18 protein-coding genes and 1 pseudogene are annotated in these 22015 nt (G+C 43.0%); 15 read left to right on the top strand and 4 right to left on the bottom strand.

The genetic code is table 11. From position 1 onward, the window contains the following. Window positions 1-61 precede the first annotated feature (61 nt). The 3 genes and pseudogenes from ftsE to Q0P34_RS05715 form a co-directional block, all read left to right on the top strand. Window positions 62-718 (top strand): annotated as a pseudogene (gene ftsE / locus Q0P34_RS05725) (cell division ATP-binding protein FtsE); the annotation flags it as partial. 206 nt (window positions 719-924) lie between these two features. Then, complete coding sequence (ftsX, locus tag Q0P34_RS05720) at window positions 925-1845, top strand: permease-like cell division protein FtsX (RefSeq protein ID WP_294954135.1); 921 nt, start codon at window positions 925-927, stop codon at window positions 1843-1845. Then, on the top strand, window positions 1835-3064 hold the full coding sequence (locus tag Q0P34_RS05715) for a peptidoglycan DD-metalloendopeptidase family protein (protein WP_294954132.1): 1230 nt from the start codon (window positions 1835-1837) through the stop codon (window positions 3062-3064). The genes ftsX and Q0P34_RS05715 overlap by 11 nt, the downstream gene beginning before the upstream one ends. Window positions 3065-3113: 49 nt before the next feature. On the opposite strand, the gene Q0P34_RS05710 is transcribed toward Q0P34_RS05715, so the two are convergent. Both Q0P34_RS05710 and Q0P34_RS05705 read right to left on the bottom strand, forming a co-directional pair. Then, window positions 3114-3809, bottom strand: coding sequence for a VTT domain-containing protein (locus tag Q0P34_RS05710; RefSeq protein WP_294954129.1), 696 nt, complete (start codon window positions 3807-3809; stop codon window positions 3114-3116). After that, window positions 3772-4587, bottom strand: a complete 816-nt coding sequence (locus Q0P34_RS05705; protein ID WP_294954126.1) for a glycosyltransferase family 8 protein — start codon at window positions 4585-4587, stop codon at window positions 3772-3774. The genes Q0P34_RS05710 and Q0P34_RS05705 overlap by 38 nt, the downstream gene beginning before the upstream one ends. Window positions 4588-4949: 362 nt before the next feature. On the opposite strand from Q0P34_RS05705, the gene Q0P34_RS05700 reads away from it, so the two are divergent. The 8 genes from Q0P34_RS05700 (at window position 4950) to Q0P34_RS05665 (ending at window position 13460) form a co-directional block, all read left to right on the top strand. Further along, the gene (locus Q0P34_RS05700) at window positions 4950-6434 is read left to right on the top strand and encodes a peptidoglycan DD-metalloendopeptidase family protein (RefSeq protein WP_294954124.1); all 1485 of its coding nucleotides are present in this window, start codon (window positions 4950-4952) and stop codon (window positions 6432-6434) included. Window positions 6435-6479: 45 nt separating this feature from the next. Next, window positions 6480-7961: a murein hydrolase activator EnvC gene (locus Q0P34_RS05695; protein WP_294954121.1), complete on the top strand. Its 1482-nt coding sequence runs from the start codon at window positions 6480-6482 to the stop codon at window positions 7959-7961. 1 nt (window position 7962) lies between these two features. Then, a complete protein-coding gene (locus tag Q0P34_RS05690; RefSeq protein WP_294954119.1) occupies window positions 7963-8580 on the top strand; it encodes an epoxyqueuosine reductase QueH in 618 nt (205 codons plus the stop codon). Further along, window positions 8573-9844, top strand: coding sequence for a replication-associated recombination protein A (locus tag Q0P34_RS05685; protein ID WP_294954116.1), 1272 nt, complete (start codon window positions 8573-8575; stop codon window positions 9842-9844). Before Q0P34_RS05690 ends, Q0P34_RS05685 begins: the two co-directional genes overlap by 8 nt. Further along, window positions 9841-10476 carry an endonuclease III gene (gene nth, locus Q0P34_RS05680; RefSeq protein WP_294954114.1) on the top strand — a complete coding sequence of 212 codons (636 nt, stop codon included), beginning with the start codon at window positions 9841-9843 and terminating at the stop codon, window positions 10474-10476. The genes Q0P34_RS05685 and nth overlap by 4 nt, the downstream gene beginning before the upstream one ends. Beyond that, the gene (locus Q0P34_RS05675) at window positions 10473-10991 is read left to right on the top strand and encodes a shikimate kinase (protein ID WP_294954112.1); all 519 of its coding nucleotides are present in this window, start codon (window positions 10473-10475) and stop codon (window positions 10989-10991) included. Before nth ends, Q0P34_RS05675 begins: the two co-directional genes overlap by 4 nt. A gap of 71 nt (window positions 10992-11062) precedes the next feature. Beyond that, on the top strand, window positions 11063-12535 hold the full coding sequence (guaB, locus tag Q0P34_RS05670; RefSeq protein WP_294954109.1) for an IMP dehydrogenase: 1473 nt from the start codon (window positions 11063-11065) through the stop codon (window positions 12533-12535). Window positions 12536-12617: 82 nt separating this feature from the next. Then, window positions 12618-13460, top strand: coding sequence for a glycerophosphodiester phosphodiesterase (locus tag Q0P34_RS05665; RefSeq protein WP_294954106.1), 843 nt, complete (start codon window positions 12618-12620; stop codon window positions 13458-13460). Between the two features lie 74 nt (window positions 13461-13534). On the opposite strand, the gene Q0P34_RS05660 is transcribed toward Q0P34_RS05665, so the two are convergent. Together Q0P34_RS05660 and Q0P34_RS05655 are read right to left on the bottom strand one after the other, a co-directional pair. Further along, window positions 13535-15091: a 2-C-methyl-D-erythritol 4-phosphate cytidylyltransferase gene (locus tag Q0P34_RS05660; RefSeq protein ID WP_294954103.1), complete on the bottom strand. Its 1557-nt coding sequence runs from the start codon at window positions 15089-15091 to the stop codon at window positions 13535-13537. Between the two features lie 3 nt (window positions 15092-15094). Beyond that, window positions 15095-17872: a CDP-glycerol glycerophosphotransferase family protein gene (locus Q0P34_RS05655; RefSeq protein ID WP_294954100.1), complete on the bottom strand. Its 2778-nt coding sequence runs from the start codon at window positions 17870-17872 to the stop codon at window positions 15095-15097. A 267-nt stretch (window positions 17873-18139) separates the two neighbouring features. Here Q0P34_RS05655 and Q0P34_RS05650 point away from each other — a divergent pair, with 267 nt between their 5' ends. From Q0P34_RS05650 to Q0P34_RS05635, 4 genes are all read left to right on the top strand, one after another. Further along, window positions 18140-18832: a hypothetical protein gene (locus Q0P34_RS05650; RefSeq protein ID WP_178668951.1), complete on the top strand. Its 693-nt coding sequence runs from the start codon at window positions 18140-18142 to the stop codon at window positions 18830-18832. Between the two features lie 18 nt (window positions 18833-18850). Next, a complete protein-coding gene (locus Q0P34_RS05645; RefSeq protein ID WP_294954098.1) occupies window positions 18851-19846 on the top strand; it encodes a GGGtGRT protein in 996 nt (331 codons plus the stop codon). Between the two features lie 133 nt (window positions 19847-19979). After that, window positions 19980-20345, top strand: a complete 366-nt coding sequence (crcB, locus tag Q0P34_RS05640; RefSeq protein WP_294954095.1) for a fluoride efflux transporter CrcB — start codon at window positions 19980-19982, stop codon at window positions 20343-20345. Between the two features lie 41 nt (window positions 20346-20386). Further along, complete coding sequence (locus tag Q0P34_RS05635) at window positions 20387-21721, top strand: sialidase family protein (RefSeq protein WP_294954093.1); 1335 nt, start codon at window positions 20387-20389, stop codon at window positions 21719-21721. Window positions 21722-22015: the final 294 nt, after the last annotated feature.

The raw sequence follows: 22015 nt of genomic DNA, 5'->3' as shown, positions 1-22015 counted from the left end.
ATTATAACGACAATTTACTTGATTTAACATTCAACATATTCAACAGATAGGAGTGAACGTCGTGATAGAATTCAGAGATGTAACAAAAATCTACGACAGCAACGACACACACGCCCTCGAAAACGTAAACATAAAAATCGAGGACGGTGAATTTGTATTTATCGTAGGCTCCTCGGGTGCAGGTAAAAGCACATTCCTGAAGCTTATTATGCACGAGGAAAAGCCAACATCGGGCGAGGTAATAGTTAACGGCTATGCTTCAACAAAGATGAAGAAAAAGCAGGTGCCTTATTACAGAAGAACCATGGGCATCGTTTTTCAGGATTTTAGAATTATTCCGAAAATGAGCGTGTACGATAATGTTGCATTTGCCATGAGAGTTATCGGCACAAAGGAAAAGGAAATCAGAAAAAGAGTTCCTTATATTCTTCAGCTTGTAGGCCTCAGCCAAAAGGCGCGTTCTATGCCAAACGAGCTTTCAGGCGGTGAGCAGCAAAGAGTTTCGCTTGCAAGAGCGCTTGTAAACAATCCCGACCTTATCATCGCGGACGAGCCTACCGGTAACGTAGACCCTGAAATGAGCCACGAGATTGTTGAGCTGCTTACCAAAATCAACAACAACGGCACAACAGTTGTTATGGTTACCCACGAGCACGACCTTGTGCGTACCTTCCAGCGTCGAGTTATTGTTATCCAAAAGGGCAAGGTTGTATCCGACACCCCTGACCCGACCTATGCAAAGTTCAAGACAAAGGAAACAAAGAAGGAGCACGATATGTTCTACTTTGAGCAGGATGTCAAGAACGAAAATCTTACAGAGGTTTTTGAGGATTTGCAGGATAACACACAAGAGAACACTCAGCCTGAGGAAAGCACCGACAGCACGGTAGACCTCAACGAATTGGCACAGGGAGGTGAGCAATAATGTCAGGAGCAAGCTTTAGATACCTTGTAAAAGAGGGCTTCAGAAACACTTGGACAAACCGTATGATGTCAATAGCTTCAATCTGCGTTTTGCTCAGCTGTCTGGTACTTATCGGCTCAGCCTCGATGATATTTTTGAACATCAACTCACTCGTTCAAAAAATTGAGGATGAAAACGTTATTATGGTTTACATTGATGACGAGGCTACCGACGCGGATATTGACGAAATGGGCATAAAGCTTAACGACATTTCCAATGTTGAGAAGATTGAGTTTGTTGCAAAGGAGGACGCTTGGGCAGAGCAAATCGCCACTATGGACGAGGCACAGGCAGAATTCTTCACCGAAACGACAGATGAAATTCCTTTGCCCGATGCATACAAGGTTACCGTTAAGGACCTTAATCAATTTACCTCAACAGTAAAGGAAATAAAAGCACTTGACCATATCTATACCGTAAGGCAGAACACCGACCTTGCAAAGAAGCTGGCCACCCTGTCGCACGGAATTACAATCATTGCAATAGTAATTATTTCCGTTTTGTTTGCAATTTCGCTTTTCATTATCTCCAACACAATCAAGCTGACCGTTTACTCTCGCAGGCTTGAAATCAGCATTATGAAATCGGTAGGTGCAACAAACAGCTTTGTTCAGCTTCCGTTCGTAGTTGAGGGCATCATCCTCGGCGTTGTTGCCGGCGTGCTTTCGTTGTTTGCAGTTTGGGGAATATATGAGGTTGCAGTTAAGAGCTTTGCAGACGTGTTCCGCTCCATTGGATTAACAGCTCTTACATTTACCGACTACGCTCTGCCTATTTTAGGCATATTTATCGCTATCGGTATTATCAGCGGTGTAGGAGGATCGCTAATAACAATGAGGAAGTATCTTACAAAGGAAGGTAGTGAGATAAGTGCAGTATAAAAAGATTATATCTGTAATCCTATCCGTTGCCTTTGTGTTCAGTTTAATAGGCAGTACGTCCACATCGTATGCAAGCACAGCATCCCTCAACGATAAAAAGGACAAGATTCAGGATAAGATTGACGAGGCACAGTCAGAGATTGATGCGCTCGCCTCTCAAAAAAAGGAAACCAAGGAATATATTTCCGCCCTTGATGTAAAAATTCAGGCGTTAAAGGACAAGATCAGCACCCTAAAGGCAGAGGCCAACGAGCTTCAGGGAAGCATAGACAAGGTTAAGGGCAAAATAGAAAAAACAGAAAATCAAATTGACGATATTCAGGCTGACATAGATGCAAAGCAGGCAGAGTTTGACGAAACCTTTGACGAATACTGCCAAAGACTGCGTGCAATGTATGTATCGGGTCATGCAAGCAACCTTGAGGTTTTGCTGACAAGCTCGGACATCAGCTCTATCCTCACCCGTTCGGAAATGATTAAGTCCGTATCTAAGCGTGACAGCGACACACTCAACGGCCTTATGGAAAAAATGAACGAGATTGAAAAGGAAAAGGCAAGCCTTGAGAAAAAGCGAATTGAGCTGAACGAAGATAAGGACAAGCTTCAATCGCAGAAGAAGGAGCTTGACAGCAACATTGCAACGGTTAACGCATCCAAATCGGAGCTTGATGCACAGATAAGCGAAGCAAACGCACTTATGCGCAAGCTGAATGACCAAACTGCAGAATATATGGAAACCATCGAGGACAACGAGGACGAGCTTGCAGAAATTGAGGCAGAAATCCGCAGAGCACAGGCGGCAAATTCAGGCTCTATGGCAGGCTCAACAGGCAGCGGTGCTCACAGCGGTTCGTTAAGATACCCAACGAACTCACGCAGAGTATCTGCCGGTTATCCAAACTATTCAAGCGGTCGTTATCACGGCGGTGTCGATTTCCCTGTTCCGAAAGGCTCACCGATATATGCATCTGCATCGGGCACCGTAATTATCGCAAAGAGGCTAAATTACAGCTACGGTCACTATCTGGTTGTTGACCACGGTAACGGACTGTCAACCCTTTATGCCCACAATTCAAAGCTTCTTGTAGGTGTAGGCGCCCATGTAAACAAAGGTCAGGTTATCGCTCGAAGCGGTTCAACGGGCAACTCAACCGGTCCGCACTGTCACTTTGAGGTACGTGTAAACGGCAAAAGAGTAAATCCGTTTAGTTACTTATAACTCATAACAAAGCAAGGGACTGTCTCGCATGTGAGGCAGTCCCTTTGGTTTATTCAAGCACTTTAAGCCTTTTTTGTACAAAATATCCGGCTATCATCGACACTGCGGTGATTAGCGAAAACGCCAACACAAAAATTTTTACACTTCTTGTATCAAGCAACTGACCGCACCATGTTGATGATATTATAGACGGTATTCGGGCAATGCCCGTTACCAGCAAAAACGGCAAAACCTTTGTCTTTGTTACACCAACAAAATATGTAATAAAATCCTTTGGTGTTCCCGGAATTAAATAAATAATGGTAAGCAGCAGATATTTCTTTTTTGAATTGTTGATAAAGCTCCATTTATTGATTTGATCGAGGTCAAACATAAAATTCAAAAGCCTTGTGCCAAACAAATAAGTTAAAATCAGTATAACGGCAGAGCCGATTTCAGTGCCGAGCATACAGAGTGCAAGGCCCTTATATGTTCCCCAAACATACCCTGCACCGATTTCAAGAGGCTCGGCGGGAACAATTTTTACAACGGTTTGAATAGCTCTGACGGCAACAAAGATAACCTCGTCATATATACCGAATGACGCTATCCAAGCCTTGAACGTCTCCTTGTCCGAAATAATTGTGGCAAGCTCTCTGCCGAGTGTAAGATACAGAATAATAAAGACTGTTACATATAGTATCGGCACACCAAGTAGCAGACATTTTTTAATTGGCGACAGGGAACGAAAACGAGCCTTTATCATATCTCAACATCCTTTCATAATAGTCATAATACTCTCCCATAGAGCCGTTGTAATCCTCATTCCACGGCTTGTTTTTACCGTCATAATGAATTATTACCGTGTTGTCGGTTATGTATTCCCTGTTTAACCTGTGCTTTCTGTATGTATGCTCATCAAGGTTATAAACGTCTGCACACACATAATCGGTGTATCTGTAATACAAGGCGTTAAAAATGTCTTGGTCAGCCTGAAACAAAAGTGCTCCTTTTTTATCAATAAGCCTTCGAATGTCACCTTTACGGATTATTTTTCGGCAGTTATTTACATTAATCATCATAACCCCGGCATTTATGTAGGTGGAGTCGCTGCTCATATTAAGTCGCTTTTTATTAAACCATTCAACAACTCCTCCTGTGTGTCCGGCTCCGACAAAACACTTTTTACCGAAATCGTGATTGTAAAGCGGAGTTAATCCTTTGAGCACTACTGTATCAGGATCGAGATAAAGTATTCTGTCAACATCATCGGGCAGGTAATCGCAAAGGAGTAATCTGTAAAAGGTCTCCTTTGTAATTCGTTTTGTAAAATGTGCACCGTCAAACAGGCTGTCATCGGGAACAATAGGTACAAACTTATACCTTGGAAAGCTTCTTTTGATTAATGCCAAATCAAATTCCGTAAGCCGTGTATGGAGTATGTATACGGTCAGGCTTTCGTAAGGATTAGATACCTCTATTGATTTAAGCATAACCAACAGCTGATGTACATAATTGGAATCAAGTGTTACTAATAAATTCATATGTCATATTCTCCTTCAAATATATACTTTATATCGGTTATATTACTATTGGGTGCTTAGATTGTCAAGCCAAGTGCAACACTTTGGTTGGTATGAAATCTATTCTTTTTTAGTGTTGCACTTGATATTATAATCTGCCGTGACAATGTTCATAACAATTCTGTCACCTTTCGTAAGTAATATTAACAAGCTAAAGAAAGAAAACGGAAAAGACAAAATAAAGATATGCTAAAACAATAGTAAAGATTAGGCAAATTTTTAATATTATGTAAAAAAATAATAAAATACATAATTTACCTTTTACTTATAATAATAAATGTGGTAAAATTATTATTAGTAAAAAAACGGAGGTGCGGTGCATTATGAAAAATAATACAAAAAAGCTTGTTTGCATAGTTATGAGCGTATGCCTTATTGCAACCGGTGCACCCTTATGCAATCCGATAGCGTCAGTAGCAAAGTCAAGCTCCACACAGGTATCGCAGGAGCAACGCAAGGAGGAGCTTGAAAAACAGCTTGCCGAGACCGACAAAAAGCTCAAGGAGCTCGGTAAGGAAAAAAAGGACGCGCAGGAGTACCTTGATGTTATTGATACAAAGCTTGACACACTCAAGCAACAATACAGCATAACGCAAAACGAGGTGGAGCAAACTCAAAGCAGGGTGAACAAAACCGAACAAAGCATAAAAACAAACACTGTTACCCTTGCCAACATTGAAACAGACCTTACAAAAATGGAGGCACAGGCAGTTAAGCTTGAAAGCGATTACAGGCAAATTCAAGACAGATATTATCAGCGAATGAGGGCGATATACATCAGCGGAGAAACTGAAAGCGTGCTTTCGTTTTTACTGTCGTCAAACGGTATATCAAGCTTTTTGACAAGGCTTGAGATGGTGTCGGCTATATCACGCCGTGACAGCAGGCTGATGAAGGAAATTACAGACAAAATCGGCCAAATTCAGCAAATGCGTACCGACCTTGGCAACAAGCAGGAGGAGCTTAACAAAACGCAGAAAATTCTTCAGTCCGACACAGAGAGCCTAAAAATTCAGCAGGCTACCCTTTCTGTTAAAGAGGACGAAATGAAGGAAAAGAAAACTGCCATGGAAAATCAGCAGAAGGAGGCAAATGCCGTTCTTCAGCAGATTAACGACGAGACAAAGGAATACTCCGAGCTTCACGATATGACTCAGGAGGAAATAAACCAGATTGACCGTGAAATTGAGGAGGCTATCAAAAAGTACAAGGATTCGCTGACAACAACGAAAAAGCCTACCACAACGAAAAAGCCTACCACAACCAAAAAGCCTACCACAACAAAGCCGTCAGGCAACGATAAAACCACAGAAAAGAAAACAGAAACCACCACTCAGGCGCCGGCTGTGTCAAAATACATCAATATGACATATCCCTGCCCGTCGTATACAAGAATCACCTGTGCTTACGGTGCCTACCCCGGACACAAGGGCTGTGATTTTTCAACGGGCGGTACAACAGGCCACAAGATTGTTGCAGTTGACAGCGGTATGGTTATTATTTCAAAGGACATAAAATGCGACCGAAGCACCTGCAAAAAAAGCTACCACGGCTCGGGATATTGCAGCTACGGACGATACATCGTTATTATGCACGACAAGCCAAACAAAAACGGCGAAACGGTTTACACCCTATATGCACACAACAGCTCACGCAGTGTGTCCGCGGGTCAACACGTAAACAAGGGACAGCAAATTGCACTTAGCGGCTCAACAGGAAATTCCACAGGTCCGCACCTGCATTTTGAGGTAAGGCTGGGCAACGGTTCATACAACGATGCAGTTAATCCCGCAAGCTACCTGCCCTAATCATCTAATCATAATTTGAAAAAATCAACCAAGGAGCGTTTCACCTTGAAACCTATAACAAAAAAAGCATTAGCAATCATTTTATCAATATCAATGCTGACCGCAACGGGTGTAACGGCATTTGCAGACGATGCACCGTCAGGAAACACAACGCAGGCATCTGCCAAGCAGACAAGCGGTGTTGCCGTGACCGATGCCAACGGAAAAGCAGTTACCAACGCAAACGGCGAGCCGGTTACTCTATCGCCCGAGGCGGCATTAAGTCAGCAAAAAGCAGACCTTGAGGCAAAGCTTAAGGAAAGTGAAAAAAAGCTTGCAAAATACCAATCAAGCCAAAAGGCAACCGAGGAATACATCAACAGCCTTGATGAAAAAATAGGATATTTGAATCAGGAGCTTGGTGTACTTGACACACAGATAAACAACGCACGCGACAAAATCAGAGGGCTGAAAAAGGAAACAAAGCAGCTTAAAAACGAAATCAATGCCGTACAAGAGCAATACGATAAGGCTCAAGAGGAAATTAACAAGCTGAACAAATCCTTTGAGCACACATACAAGGCATACTGTGTGCGTATGAGAGCAATGTACATATCAGGCTCGGACAGTATTTTGGTTGCTTTGCTTACAAGCAAGGACATCAGCCAGCTTCTCAGCAGATACGAAATGATAAAGGCAGTATCCAAATCGGATGCCGCTCTGCTTAAAGAAGCAAAGAAAAAAATGCAGAAAATAAACGAAAAAAATAAGCTTATTTCCGAGCAGAAGGCGTTGCTTGAAAACAGCAGAGCGGTGCTTGACGAAAAAAGCGCAATCATCGAAAAGGAACGTGACGGAATAGAAAGCAAGCAGTCCGAAATTGCACAGAAAAAGATTATACTTGCACAGGACAGAGCAGAAAGCGATTCTCTGCTTGCCGAGTACGCATCAAAAACCCAGATGTACAGCGAGTACAAATACGAGGACGAGGAGCTTTTGAAGCAGGTTGATGAAGAAATAAACAGCGTTCTGCAGGGGCTGAAATCACCTGAGGAAGCAACCACGGCTGTAAGGAACAACACCTCTAACAAGGGCAACACAACATCTGCCCAAAGCAACTCATCACCGCTTTATTACAACTCGGCGGCAGTGCTTAATATGACATATCCTGCTCCGGGGCATTATTCAATCTCTGCGCCGTTCGGTCATTACAGCTCGGGCAAGCCTCATAGCGGAACAGATTTTCCTTACCCTACCGGCACAAAGGTAGTTGCCGCACAAAAGGGTATTGTTATCAAAACAAGAGAGCTGAATTATTCATACGGTAAATATATTATGATTTACCACGGCACAGACAATCTCGGCAGAAAGATCGTTACCCTTTATGCCCACAATTCAAGGCTTCTTGTAAGCACGGGACAGACAGTTAAAAAAGGACAACAGATTGCAAAGGGCGGTTCAACAGGAAATTCCACAGGTCCGCACTGTCACTTTGAGCTGATAATAGACGGCACCAAGGTTAACGCAATTCCGTATTTGAGCAAATAATATGAACAAGATAAATTATCAAAAGGAACTTGACAAAATTACGGGCAGCATAGACGCAGGCAATCCGCCAAGGCTGTTTTTACATTCCTGTTGTGCGCCGTGCTCAAGCTACACTCTTGAATATTTGAGCAACTACTTTGACATTACGGTGTACTACTTTAACCCCAACATTTCGCCCAAGGAGGAGTTTGACAAAAGATTTGCAGAGCAAAAAAGACTTATTGACAGTCTGCCTGCAAAAAATCCTATTAAGCTTGTACTCGGCGAATACAATTACGATGATTTTTTGCAAATTGCAAGGGGCTACGAAAATGTTGCAGAGGGCGGAGAAAGATGCTTTAGGTGCTACCGTATGCGCCTTGAAAGCACCGCAAGGATCGCAAAGGAACAGGGCTTTGATTATTTTTGCACAACGCTGTCAATCAGTCCGCTCAAGAACAGCCAAAAAATCAATCAAATAGGCTATGAGGTTGCACAAAAATACGGCATAAAATGGTTGCCGTCCGATTTCAAAAAAAGAGAAGGCTACAAGCGTTCAATAGAATTAAGCAAAGAATATAACCTGTACAGACAAAGCTTTTGCGGCTGTATATTTTCAAAGGAGAACAACAATGAATAAACCGCTGGCAGACAGAATAAGGCCTACCGAGTTGAGCGATGTTGTAGGCCAAAGACATTTGCTGTCGCCTGACAAGGCACTGTACAATATGATACAAAACGGCGACATACCAAACCTGATATTCTACGGACCGTCAGGCGTTGGCAAAACGACTGTCGCATCTATAATTGCAAACAAAACAAAGCGCGCGCTACGAAAGCTCAACGGCACCTCTGCCTCCACAAAGGATATAAAGGACATTGTTGCCGAGCTTGACACCTTTTCTGCGCCAAACGGTATATTGCTGTACCTTGACGAAATTCAGTATTTTAACAAGCGCCAACAGCAATCTCTGCTTGAATACATAGAAAACGGAAAAATAACTCTGATAGCATCAACAACGGAAAACCCGTACTTTTACGTGTATTCTGCGATACTTTCACGTTCCACCGTGTTTGAATTTAAGGCGCTCAATTGCGACGACATCGTTCCTGCCGTTGAACGAGGCTTTAGATTTTTGGAAAAAGAAAACAACCTGCAAATCCGCTATACCGATGATGTGGTAAAGAAAATTGCGCAGGGCTGCGGCGGAGATGTACGCAAGGCATTGAACAGTGTGGAAAACTGCTATCTTGCAACTCCTACGGTTGACGGGATAAAGGACATCACTATCCAAACGGCAGGCGAGTTAACTCAAAAATCCGCAATGCGATATGACAAAGACGGCGAGGAGCACTACGATATTGTTTCTGCCTACCAAAAAAGTATGCGTGGCTCGGATGTTGATGCGTCACTGCACTACCTTGCAAGACTGCTTGAGGCAGGAGATTTGCCGTCTGCATGCAGGCGACTTATGGTTTGTGCCTGCGAGGATGTCGGGCTTGCTTATCCGCAGATTATTCCGATAGTAAAATCTGCAGTTGATGCCGCAATGATGCTTGGCTTGCCGGAGGCAAGAATTCCGCTTGCAGACGCAGTTATACTTGTTGCAAGCTCACCAAAATCAAACAGCGGTGAGGCTGCCATTGATGCTGCCCTTGCAGATGTAAAGGCAGGCAAGGCAGGGCCTATTCCGCGACAGCTTCAAAACAAGCATTACGACGGCGAGGATGCAGAGGTTAAAGGACAAAACTACAAATATCCGCACTCGTACCCTAACGCCTGGGTGGAACAGCAATACCTACCCGACTCATTAAAAAACGCTCATTACTACGAATACGGTAACAACAAAAATGAGCAGGCGCACAGGGAATACTGGAGCAAGATAAAAGGAAGCAACAAATGACAAAAAAAGAAAGGGCATTAAATGCCATTGAGGTTTTGAAAAAAGAATATCCCGAGGCAATATGCTCATTGAATGCATCAAATCCGTTTGAGCTTTTGGTTGCCGTTAGGCTGTCTGCACAATGCACGGATGCAAGGGTTAATATTGTTACCCCTACGCTTTTTGAAAAATACAAAACCCTTGACGATTACTGCAACGCAGATGTTAAGGATATTGAAAAAATCATACACTCCTGTGGGTTTTACAAAAGCAAGGCGGAATCGATAATTGATATGGCAAAGGGCGTACGCGACCGATTCGGCGGTACCGTACCCGATAACATAGAGGATTTAACTACCCTAAACGGAGTAGGCAGAAAAACCGCAAATCTCATTGTAGGCGATGTGTACGGCAAGGAATCCATTGTGGTTGACACGCATATGATTCGCATTGCAAACCGAATAGGCTTGGTGACGGAAAAGGACCCAAAGAAAATTGAATTTGCGTTAAAGAAAATTGTACCTGCAAACGAGGGCTCTGATTTTTGCCACAGGATTGTGCTTTTCGGCAGAGATATTTGCTCGGCACGCAAGCCGAAATGCGACATCTGCCCTATGGAATTTAACTGCAAAAAGGTTGGAATTAACAAATGAACAAGGAAAACATCATCTTGATAGGTATGCCCGGCAGCGGAAAAAGCACCTGCGGAGTGCTTGCCGCAAAGGCATTGCTGAAAAACTTTTTTGACACAGACCTGCTGTTTCAGGGGCTTGAGGAAAAAAGACTGCAGGACATAATTGACGATGACGGAATAGAATATTTTTTGAGCGCAGAGGAAAGGGCAATCCTTTCGCTCGACATAAACGCAACGGTTGTTGCAACGGGAGGCTCGGTTGTTTACAGCGACAAATCCATGGAGCACCTCAAAAAAAGCGGAAAGGTTATCTATCTGCACCTTAGCTACGATACTATGGTTGACCGCATAAAAAACATCACAACCCGCGGTGTTGTTGTTAAGGAGGGCGACTCGCTTGAGGATATGTACAACGAGCGTCTGCCGATGTATCAAAAATGGGCAGACGTTGTAATAAATTGCGACAACAACACCGTTGAGCAAACGGTTGAAAAAATTGTTAAGGCAAGCAGCGACTGCGAAAAAAAATCTTGATTTGTTAAATGCAAAGTGGTATGATAGTAAAAATATTTTAATACTGTACTGCAAATATATGGGAGGTTGTTATGAAAGAATACAATGAAAAATTTGTAAAAGAGGGACTCACCTTTGATGACGTATTGCTCATCCCTGCAAAATCAGATGTTACCCCTGACGGTGTTTCCCTAAAAACAAGACTTACAAAGGACATCAATCTTAACATTCCGCTTATGACTGCGGCTATGGATACTGTTACGGAATCTCGTATGGCTATCGCTATTGCGCGTGAGGGCGGTATCGGTGTTATCCATAAAAATATGACCATTGAGGAGCAGGCCACCGAGGTTGATAAGGTTAAGCGCAGCGAAAACGGTGTTATCCTCAACCCATTCTATCTTTCACCGCAGCATAGCGTTAAGGACGCAGATATGCTTATGGGCAAGTACAAAATCAGCGGTGTGCCTATCTGCGAGGACGACGGAACTCTTGTTGGTATTCTTACAAACCGTGACCTTCGCTTTATTCAGGATTACAGTGTAAGCATTGCATCTGTAATGACTCCGAAGGAGGAGCTTATTACAGCAGTTGCGGGCACAACTCTTGAGGAAGCAAAGAGTATTCTTATGAAATCAAAGGTTGAAAAGCTCCCTCTTATTGATTCAAACGGCAAGCTTACAGGTCTTGTAACAATCAAGGATATTGAAAAGGCTGTTAAGTACCCTAACACAGCGCGTGACAGCAAGGACAGACTCCTTTGTGCCGCAGCTCTCGGTGTAACAGACGATGTGCTTATTCGTGCACAGGCACTTTATGAGGCAGGCGTTGATGCCTTTGTTCTCGACTCTGCTCACGGCCACTCCGAAAACATTATCAGAAATGTTACAAAGGTTAAGGAAGCGTTCCCATCGGTTTCTCTTATTGCAGGTAACGTTGCAACTGCTGAGGCAACAGAGGCTCTCATCAAGGCAGGTGCAGATGCTGTTAAAATCGGTATCGGTCCGGGCTCAATCTGTACAACACGTATTGTTGCAGGAATCGGTGTTCCGCAGATTACGGCTATTTACGATTCGGCTGCTATGGCTGACAAATACGGTATCCCTGTAATTGCAGACGGCGGTATTAAATATTCAGGCGAAATTGTTAAGGCTCTTGCCGCAGGCGGAAGCGTTGTAATGGTTGGCTCACTTGTTGCCGGATGTGACGAGGCTCCCGGTGAGACAGAAATCTATCAGGGCCGTCAGTTCAAGGTATATCGCGGTATGGGCTCATTGGGTGCTATGAACCACGGCTCTGCCGACAGATATTTCCAAAAGGGCTCAAAGAAATTTGTTCCGGAGGGCGTTGAAGGCCGTGTTCCTTACAAGGGAGCCGTGTCAGACACAATCTTCCAGATGATGGGTGGCCTGCGTTCAGGTATGGGCTATGTCGGTTGCCACACTATCGAGGAATTAAGGAACAACGCACAGTTCATAAGAATTACAGGTGCAGGCTTGGTTGAATCTCATCCTCACGATGTTTACATCACCAAGGAGGCTCCTAACTACTCCGGTCTTAAGTAAACCGAGTACACTATTTGCATAACAATAAACCGCCCGCAATACCTTTGCAGGCGGTTTGGCATTTATCTTATCGGGTGAATATATGACAAAAAGCGAAAAACGCAAAAAGCGTAAAGAACAATTTAAGCGATTTTTGAAAAGAAATATGACACCTACCTGGGCAAAGCGCTTCAGCTATCAGGTTGTGGCATTTTTGATAAGTGTTTCTATGGTTGTAGGCGTGGTTGCCTATGCCTTTAACAAAACCTATGATGAAAGAGAGCTGAAATTTGTGCACGGATTTACAATAACTGCACATACAGGTGCATATGACACTCCTGACAACACTATGGAATCGTTGGAAACAGCAATAGCAAACAACGCAGATGTTTTTGAAATTGACATCAGGCAAAGGCCTAACGGCACAATAGTTATGAGCCACGACATCATCAACACCAACAACGACGGTGTTGAAATTGAAAAGGTGTTTGAAAGAGTTAAGCAAACGGATATGAGGCTGAACCTTGACATTAAGGAAACGCGTGTGCTAAAGTCACTGCACGAGCTTATTATCAAATACAGCCTTGCAGACAGAGTTGAGCTTACAGGCATCGAGGTTTTTCAGGCAGACAAGGTTAAGGAAAACTGTCCGGGCGTTGTTTACTACATCAACTATATGCCAAGCAGGATAAACATCTTTACCGAGGAATATCAAAAAAAGCTGATTGAAATGCTTGAAAAAACGGGAGCCGTGGGCATAAACTGCAACTACAAATATGCATCACGCACACTTTCTGCCCTGCTGCACAACAACGGCTACAAGCTGTCAATTTGGACAGTGGACAAAAAGTATCAAATCAAGCGTGCGTTAATCAACTCACCTGACAACATCACAACCCACTACCCGGACAAAATCGAAACCACTATAAGCCGTTGGGGAAGATAAAATGGTCTGAACCACGCCAAATAAAATTAAACAAACAGAATTGCCTCCCTTGTGTAAAGGGAGGCAGGAATCAGTTAAATATTTAGGATTTCGAGCCATTTGTCTGTCAGCTCAAAGGTGTCGTTTTCAAACAGGCTGTTGTGAAGCCTGAACACCATATCAACAAACAGAATTGCCTCAATCCTATCCTTTGAAGAAAGCGGAGCAAAGTATTCGACAAGCTCGGCTTTTTTATTTTTTGCATTGGCAACATCGTCTGTAAGCTCTGTGCCGATAAACCTTGCAATGTCAAGCTCGACAGGGGCTACATAACCGATTGGGTCGATAGCGGTAATCAGGTTGTCCTTTTTCATAATGTTATAGCGGTGCATATCACCGTGAACAAGCCTGTACTGCTCGTTGCCGAACACATCGTCAAAAACCTTTACCGCCCTTGAAACAAGAGCCATAATCTCTTCGTTTCTGTAATCAAAGCCGTTTTCGTTAAGCTTTGAATGAAGGATTGCGGAATAATCGTGGAAGCTATGCTCCTCGTTTTCGGTCAAAACAGAATCGTTATAGCTTGCAATCACGCCTGCAAAGAAATCACGCACGGTGCCGTCGTTCACATCAAAGGCATCAAGGTCATCATCCATCTGCTGCATAAGAATTGCACTGCAGGCATCATCATAATCATAAAGCTCGCACATAAAGGTTGCAGGCAGACTTTGATAGCAAGACCTCTCGGGCTCATATCTGTTAATGAACGGCGGAATCATCTTTAATACGCAGGGTCCGTAATTGACACTGTCTGCCAAAAAGATGATACCGAAGTGAGAGGTTTTTACAACTCGGTAATCGGTTATAGTCCATTTTTTGAGCATATTGGGTATTTCGCTTTCAAGCCTGCGCATCCAGCTTTTTGTTTGGCCGGGATAGTTTTCGTACAGATACCTGTTGAGCCTTCGTACGCTGTCAAAAATATTCTTGTAGCTTACCTCGTTATCCCTTGCGTTTATAAGTGCCTCAAGGTATTTAAGGTCGGCAGGATAGGTAAGCTTAAAGTTGTTTTGAAAATCAAAGCAAAGCTCTATTTTACTGTTTTCGGGAAGCTGTTGAGTAACCTCCGTCAAATCACTTTCGGGGTCAAAGCTTTCATACAGCAAATTAAAATCAAAGCCCTCCGGTGACTGCATAAGATAATATCTGTCGCGGTAAACCCTTTGAATGTCATAGCAGCCAAGCGAGTCGGTAATTGACTGTGCGGTAACAACAGCGGCACTATCGTCAAGCAGGTCAAAATACTTATCAATCAGCTCACCCGTAATCATAGGCCTTACCGCATCACAAACAATCATTTTGTCGCAGTTGTAATTACTCTTGATATACTTAAGTGCGTTGGCAAGCGAACGATTGCGGGTGTCACCGCCCTCGGCAAAATCAACCTTGTCGTTACCTGCAAACACGGTAAGATAGCTTTTGTTTGCCTCAACGTTTGTAACAATCAAAATCTTATCAACCTTTTTTGCCTGCAAAATTGCGTCAACAACATATTCAATTACCATTTTGCCTTTAATTTTATGGAATTGCTTTGGCACATTGGAGCCGAAGCGAGCGCCGACACCGCTTGCAAGAATTGTAACAATGTTCATAATTTATCCTTTAATTTTTTGAATAAGCTTTTTGAAGAAGGACACATTTGAAGTTGCCGAGGTCGCAGGGATAGGTGCAGAATCTGCAAGCACGGCATCAATAACCCTCTTTGAATTATTTTTGTCAATATTAACAAAGAAATTCTCTACCCTGTCAATATAATCATTTTTGCAATCGTTGTCAATGATTTTAATGAGTGCATCAACGGCACTGTCCAAATCGTAGCAAACAGGGCCGAAGCCGTCGTCCTCATATTCGAAGAAGCCCTTGTCATAGGTTTGAGTTTCGTAAAACTCCTCCTTATCAAATTGCGTGTAAACAATAGGCTTTTTAAGGTATGCAAAGTCAAATGCGATTGTTGAGTAGTCGGTTACCATTACCGAGGATTCCGCAAACACCTTGTTGTAATCTATAAAGCCCTCGTTGATTGCAAAAACATCGTTTTGCTTAAAGTCCACAGCCTGCTTTCTGAAAATAGGATGCAGGCAGAACAAGCCCGTATAGCCCTTTTCACGCATTTTTGCAAGCAATCTTTCGTCATTGATAAGGCCGTTATAGAACTTGTAGTAATCCGTATTAACAAAGCCGTCAAAATACACACTTGATGTTTTGTCATCATAGGCGCCCTTAATGCTCTTGCGCCACGACGGAAGAACAAGAAGCTGCTTTTTTCTGTCGTCATACAGGGCATCAAATCTTGGCAGGCCGGTAATTACGCACTGCTCCTCGGTCATATTGTACCTGCCGTCAATGATAGCCTGACGCTCCTTGACACCGGTGTTAAAGAAAATCTTAATGTCCTTGTTGTACTTATTAAGCCAGCCGGAGCAGTCACCGCAGTTTACACCGTGATTCATAAAATAGAAATCAAAGTGGTACAAATCAACAAAATACTTACGGTCATCCTCAAAGGCATTGATGGTAAACTCGCCTGCGCTTGATGAAATAATCTTATCTGCAAGAAGAAAATAGAGCTTAAACTCCTCGTCCTCAAAATACAGAACCTCGCCTATTGCCTCAAGACGAGCCTTAACCTCATCACTTGCATCTCTGCCGATGGTGAAAATAGGTCTTACGCCATTTGGAGTATTCTCACAAATATACTTGAACAAAACCTCGCCGCTGTCGCCTGCATTGTCAATTCTGTCAGAAAACAGCCAAATGCTTCCCTTGCCCTCTTGCTTTTTCTTAAACTTAGGATATTTTGCTCTGATTTTTGCAAGGTCTTTTCTGCCGATTTTCTTAAGATATTTTATGCATTTCTTTTCTGCCTTTTCAACATAGGCAGGCAAATCTTTTGGCTTTGAAACCCTTATGGATCTACGCATACACCTTACGACATATTCGCCGAAAACCGTATATGACGTTTCGAACATATTCTTGTTGGAAATGAACTTGCTGAACACCATGGAAACAGGGGTTTCATTTTCGCCTATGCACAAAATAGGCTTAAAGATGACCTCCTTTTCAGCAACGTCCTTTAGGCTAAATTCGCACTTGGCGAGATAATAATAGCTTTCGTGACGAAGCTTTTCGACTACGTTGTGAGGGTCATATGCCTCAAGCACAGGCTCAACAACCTGATTGCCAAGCTGAAGCTTAAGCTTAACCTCTCCGTCCTTATTACATTCAAACAACCATTGTGCAATAAACACATCAACAAACAACTTGTCGTCCTTTACATCAATAGCGGCAATCTTGCACACCTTACCCTTTTGGTTGGGCAGGTCAAGCGACCACGCATCCTTGTACCTGAGGGTTGCATTTTCCTTGTCGTAATCTATCATTTCGTACAGAGATTTGCCGTATTTAATTTTGAACGCCTCGTTCCTTTTGAACATCTTTTTGTGCTTTGGATTGTTGAGCAAAATGTAATCGTCAATCTTTTCAAGCAAGAGCCTTAAACGCTCAAGGTATTCCTTTTGCTCCTGCTCATCAAGCACATCAAGATAATTATTATATCCGATTCTCCAATACAAATCATATGCTATCATAGACTGAACATACGGAATAACCTCACCGTAAAGCTCTTCGCAATAACGCATAAGCTCCATATGATAATACACAAGCGAATTGATATAAAACGACTTGTCGTTAACCTGATTGTTTACCGCAGAGTTTCCGGAACTACGTCTTCTGTAAAGATAAAGAGCCTCGCAGATAAGACCGATCTTTTTCTTTTTCAGCATAATCTTATTTATAAAGGTAGAATCCTCGCCGTACTTTAATCTGCTGTCAAATCTGATGTCGCCTACCGCGTCGCTTCTAATAAAGGTTGTAGCAGCGGTTGACTGAACGGAATACCACTCCTCTTTATCATCAAGATTTGCAACCCTTGTGCCTTTTTCAAATTTATAATCAAGTGAATGAAAATTCTCATTCGCCTCAAAAAACTGTATCCTTGCCGCAAGAACATCTATCTCGTCATAATGCTCCTCAAAGAACCTGTACGCATTTTCAAACGAGCTCTCCTCCCACTTATCATCGGGGTCAAGAAAAGTAAGATACTTTGCGTCAACATATTGAAACGCAGTGTTGCGTGCGTTGCTGACGCCCCCGTTAGGTATCTTTTGATACACAATGTTATCGGGATACATTTCCTTATACTTAAGGCAAATGGCCTCGCTGTTGTCGGGCGAGCCGTCGTTAATCATTATCAGCTGAATTTTATCAAAGCCGATGGTTTGATTAACAAGAGAAAGAATTGCCTCCTCAACGTAATCCTCTACGTTATATATAGGCATAATTACCGAAAACAAATATTTATGTTCCTGCTGCATAATATCATTCTCCCACAATAAAGACTTATGCTTTATTCCAAAGCATCAAAATACACAATAATGATAACACAGTAGCATCTTATTTTCAACATCAATATACCAAATTATCAATAATTAAAAAGTATATATGAGGTTATTTTGTGTATAATTTGTCAAAAATTAGTTTTTATTTATATTACTACTTGAACATATCACTGTTTTTGGGTATAATAGTTACGGTAAATTTATAAAAATTTATTCTAAATTATAAAGTAAGGAGTTTAGAAAATGGTTTATTCACATGAAGTTGAAACAATGTGTCCTGTAGCACAGGGCGTTGCTCACGGTGCTGCTCCTATCCCGGAAGAAGCAAAATGGGTTAAGGCAAAGGAAATCACAGATATTTCCGGCTTTACACACGGTGTAGGATGGTGTGCTCCACAGCAGGGTACATGCAAGCTTACTCTTAACGTTAAAAACGGCGTAATCGAAGAGGCTCTTGTAGAAACAATCGGTTGCTCGGGTATGACCCACTCTGCAGCTATGGCATCGGAAATTTTGCCGGGCAGAACAATTCTTGAGGCTCTTAACACAGACCTTGTTTGTGACGCTATCAATACAGCAATGAGAGAACTCTTCCTTCAAATCGTATACGGCCGTACTCAAAGTGCTTTCTCCGATGACGGTTTGGTTATCGGTGCAGGCTTGGAGGACCTTGGTAAAGGTCTTCGCTCACAGGTTGGTACAATGTACGGTACACGCAAGGCAGGTCCTCGTTATCTTGAAATGACAGACGGCTATGTTACAGGCATCGCTCTTGATGCAGACAACGAAATTATCGGCTACAAGTTTGTAAACTTCGGCAAGATGATGGATTTCATCAAGGCAGGCGACGATGCAAACACAGCATTTGAAAAGGCACAGGGCCAATACGGCCGTGTAAACGATGCCGTAAAGGTTATCGACCCAAGAAAAGAATAAGAGTAGGAGGATATTACAATGGCTTTATTTGAATCATATGAAAGAAGAGAAAAGCAAATCCTTGCTGTTCTTGAAAAGTACGATATTAAATCAATCGAAGAATGCAGAGAAATCTGTCAGGCTAAGGGCTTTGACCCATACAAGATTGTAGAAGGCATTCAGCCTATCTGCTTTGAAAATGCAAAGTGGGCTTACACAGTAGGCTGCGCAATCGCTCTTAAGAAGGGTGTTTCGTCAGCTGCCGAGGCTGCTGCTGCTATCGGTGAAGGCTTGCAGTCATTCTGTATCCCGGGCTCTGTTGCAGATCAGCGTAAGGTTGGCCTTGGCCACGGTAACCTCGGCAAGATGCTTCTTGAGGAAGAAACAGAATGCTTCGCTTTCCTTGCAGGTCACGAATCATTCGCTGCTGCAGAGGGCGCTATCGGTATTGCAGAAAAGGCAAACAAGGTAAGAAAGCAGCCTCTTAGAGTTATCCTTAACGGCTTGGGTAAGGACGCTGCACAGATTATCGCAAGAATCAACGGCTTCACCTATGTTGAAACAGAAATGGATTACTACACAGGCGAGGTTAAGGAAGTATTCCGCAAGGCTTACTCAGACGGTCTTCGTTCAAAGGTTAACTGCTACGGTGCTAACGATGTAACAGAAGGTGTTGCAATTATGTGGAAGGAGGGCGTTGACGTTTCTATCACAGGTAACTCAACAAATCCAACAAGATTCCAGCATCCTGTTGCAGGCACATACAAGAAGGAATGTGTTGAAAAGGGCAAGAAATACTTTTCAGTAGCATCAGGCGGCGGTACAGGCAGAACACTCCACCCTGATAATATGGCTGCCGGTCCTGCTTCATACGGTATGACAGATACAATGGGCAGAATGCACTCGGACGCACAGTTCGCAGGCTCATCATCAGTTCCTGCTCACGTAGAAATGATGGGACTTATCGGTATGGGTAACAATCCTATGGTAGGTGCAACAGTTGCTTGCGCAGTTGCAGTTGCAGAGGCACTTTAATCAGAACAAATAATCATAAACAACAGTTGAACCGCTCGGGCAATCTCGGGCGGTTTTTTCATTTTGTTCTTTATTATCGTGATTAGATGTGATATAATCCTATTGTAGAATGTTAGTTGGGGGGGATGATGTTATGTTGAATTGCTTGGCGGTTGGCTTAGGTGGGTTTGTAGGTGCGGTTTTGCGCTACCTTATCAGCTTAATACCGATAAAAAATCCCGGTACGTTTCCGATTAACACCTTTATAATAAATATCGCAGGTGCGTTTGCTATCGGGTGCATAGTTGTTGCTGCGTCAAAAAATGAGAATATTGACGCAAGGGCTTTGCTGTTTTTGAAGGTTGGTATTTGCGGAGGGTTCACCACCTTTTCCACATTTTCGCTTGAAACGGCGGAGCTGATAAAAAGCGGTTCGGTTGTGACTGCAGTTATATATGTTATACTAAGTATATTGATAGGTGTGCTTGCCGTTATGCTGCCGCAGCTTGCCTTTAAGTAATATTGAAAATCCAAAACACATAATATAAACGGAGAAACATTATGAAAAAAATATTTTGCACATTGTTAAGCGTAATTTTAATTTTTACATTACTTGCCGGATGCTCGGCTGAAAGGCTTGCATTTACAGGCGGGGACTACACTATTCCCGAATTGGATTTGAGTGTTATACCGGAGGAATACAAGAACAGCAAATATGAGTACTTGTATGAGCTTTCGGTTGTTGACAACTCAAAGGACTACGTGGCGCATCCCGATTCCGTACTTTTGAAAAACGGCAACATACTCACTATGTACCCTGAAGGTCACGGAAAGGGTGCAGTTCAGACAAAAATCAGCACAGACGGCGGTCTCACTTGGGGTGACGGTGTTAAAAATCCACCGTCAAGCTGGGAAAATTCTCGTGAAACCCCAACAGTATATCGTTTGCAATTCACCGACGGTGTAACCGATGACAAGCTGATTATGATTTCGGCAAACCCAAAGTGGGGCGACGAGCCGACGGACGGTGGCTTTAACTGCTCCGTTTCTGCCGATGAGGGTGAAACCTGGACAGAGTTTGAAACCTTTTATGATGTAAACAGCGACACACCCGTTATTCCTATCGTTGCAATGTCAAGCCTGACACAGCTCAAGGAAAACGGCAAATTTGTTGACAAGTGGATGGGACTTTTCCACGACGCTGATTTTTACAATTACAAAACCATCCTCACCTTTGACAAGGACGGAAATCCGCAATGGAGCGCACCTGAAAAATACTTTGCACAGTACAGAGAGATTGAGCAAAAATCAAATATGTGCGAGGTAGAGGTTATTCGCAGTGAGCAGGGACAGGGCGACAGGCTTTGCCTTATCTCGCGAAGCAACTCAAAGCAAATGAATTCTTTAATTTCATTCTCTGATGACGAGGGTAAAAGCTGGAGCGAGCCTGTTGAAGCTCCCGCTGCACTTAACGGTGAGCGTCACAAGGCGGAATATACGCCGGACGGCAGATTGTTCATCACCTTCCGTTCTATCGAAAGAGGCAAAAAGGCAGAAGAAAACGCCTCGCGAAAGGTAACGGGCGGATGGATAAGCGAAGGCTGGATTGCTTGGGTAGGAACCTTTGAGGATTTGGAGCAGGGCAACGAGGGACAATACAGAATCAAGCTTGCTCATATATTCAAGGACGGTCAAAGAAAGCCTGCATACAGTGCCGAGGCAGACACAGGCTACTGCGGAAATGTAGTGCTTGACGACGGAACAATCGTAACCTCAACCTACGGCAAATTCAACCCAAAGGATAAAATTAACCTCAAAACATACAAAACATCAATTTGCTCAAAACGAATTAACCTAAACGACACAGATGAGCTCGTTGAAAAAATGAATAAGTAAAAAAATAAAAGCACAATTCGTTTTTCCTCGAATTGTGCTTTGTTTGTTTGATAAATGTAATTATCTCTTTGAGTTTTTGCATTAGCGTTTCACAGCGTTTTATATCGTGTATAACGCTCATATCGTGGGATATTGTGGGGGTGTAGTCGCATATCGTTTGATATTTTTCGTGCTGTCGCATAAGATGTTGCACCAAATTAGCACCAAACTCACACCAAGATTAACACCCAATCTGTTCGACAAATTGGAATTTGTAGTTATCTATACTCATTTGGAATTTCGATATGAAATGTC

It is taken from the genome of uncultured Eubacterium sp. (genome assembly GCF_945980375.1).
Taxonomy (GTDB): Bacteria; Bacillota; Clostridia; order Oscillospirales; family Acutalibacteraceae; genus Eubacterium_R.
This window is presented reverse-complemented; position numbering and strand designations above follow the sequence as displayed.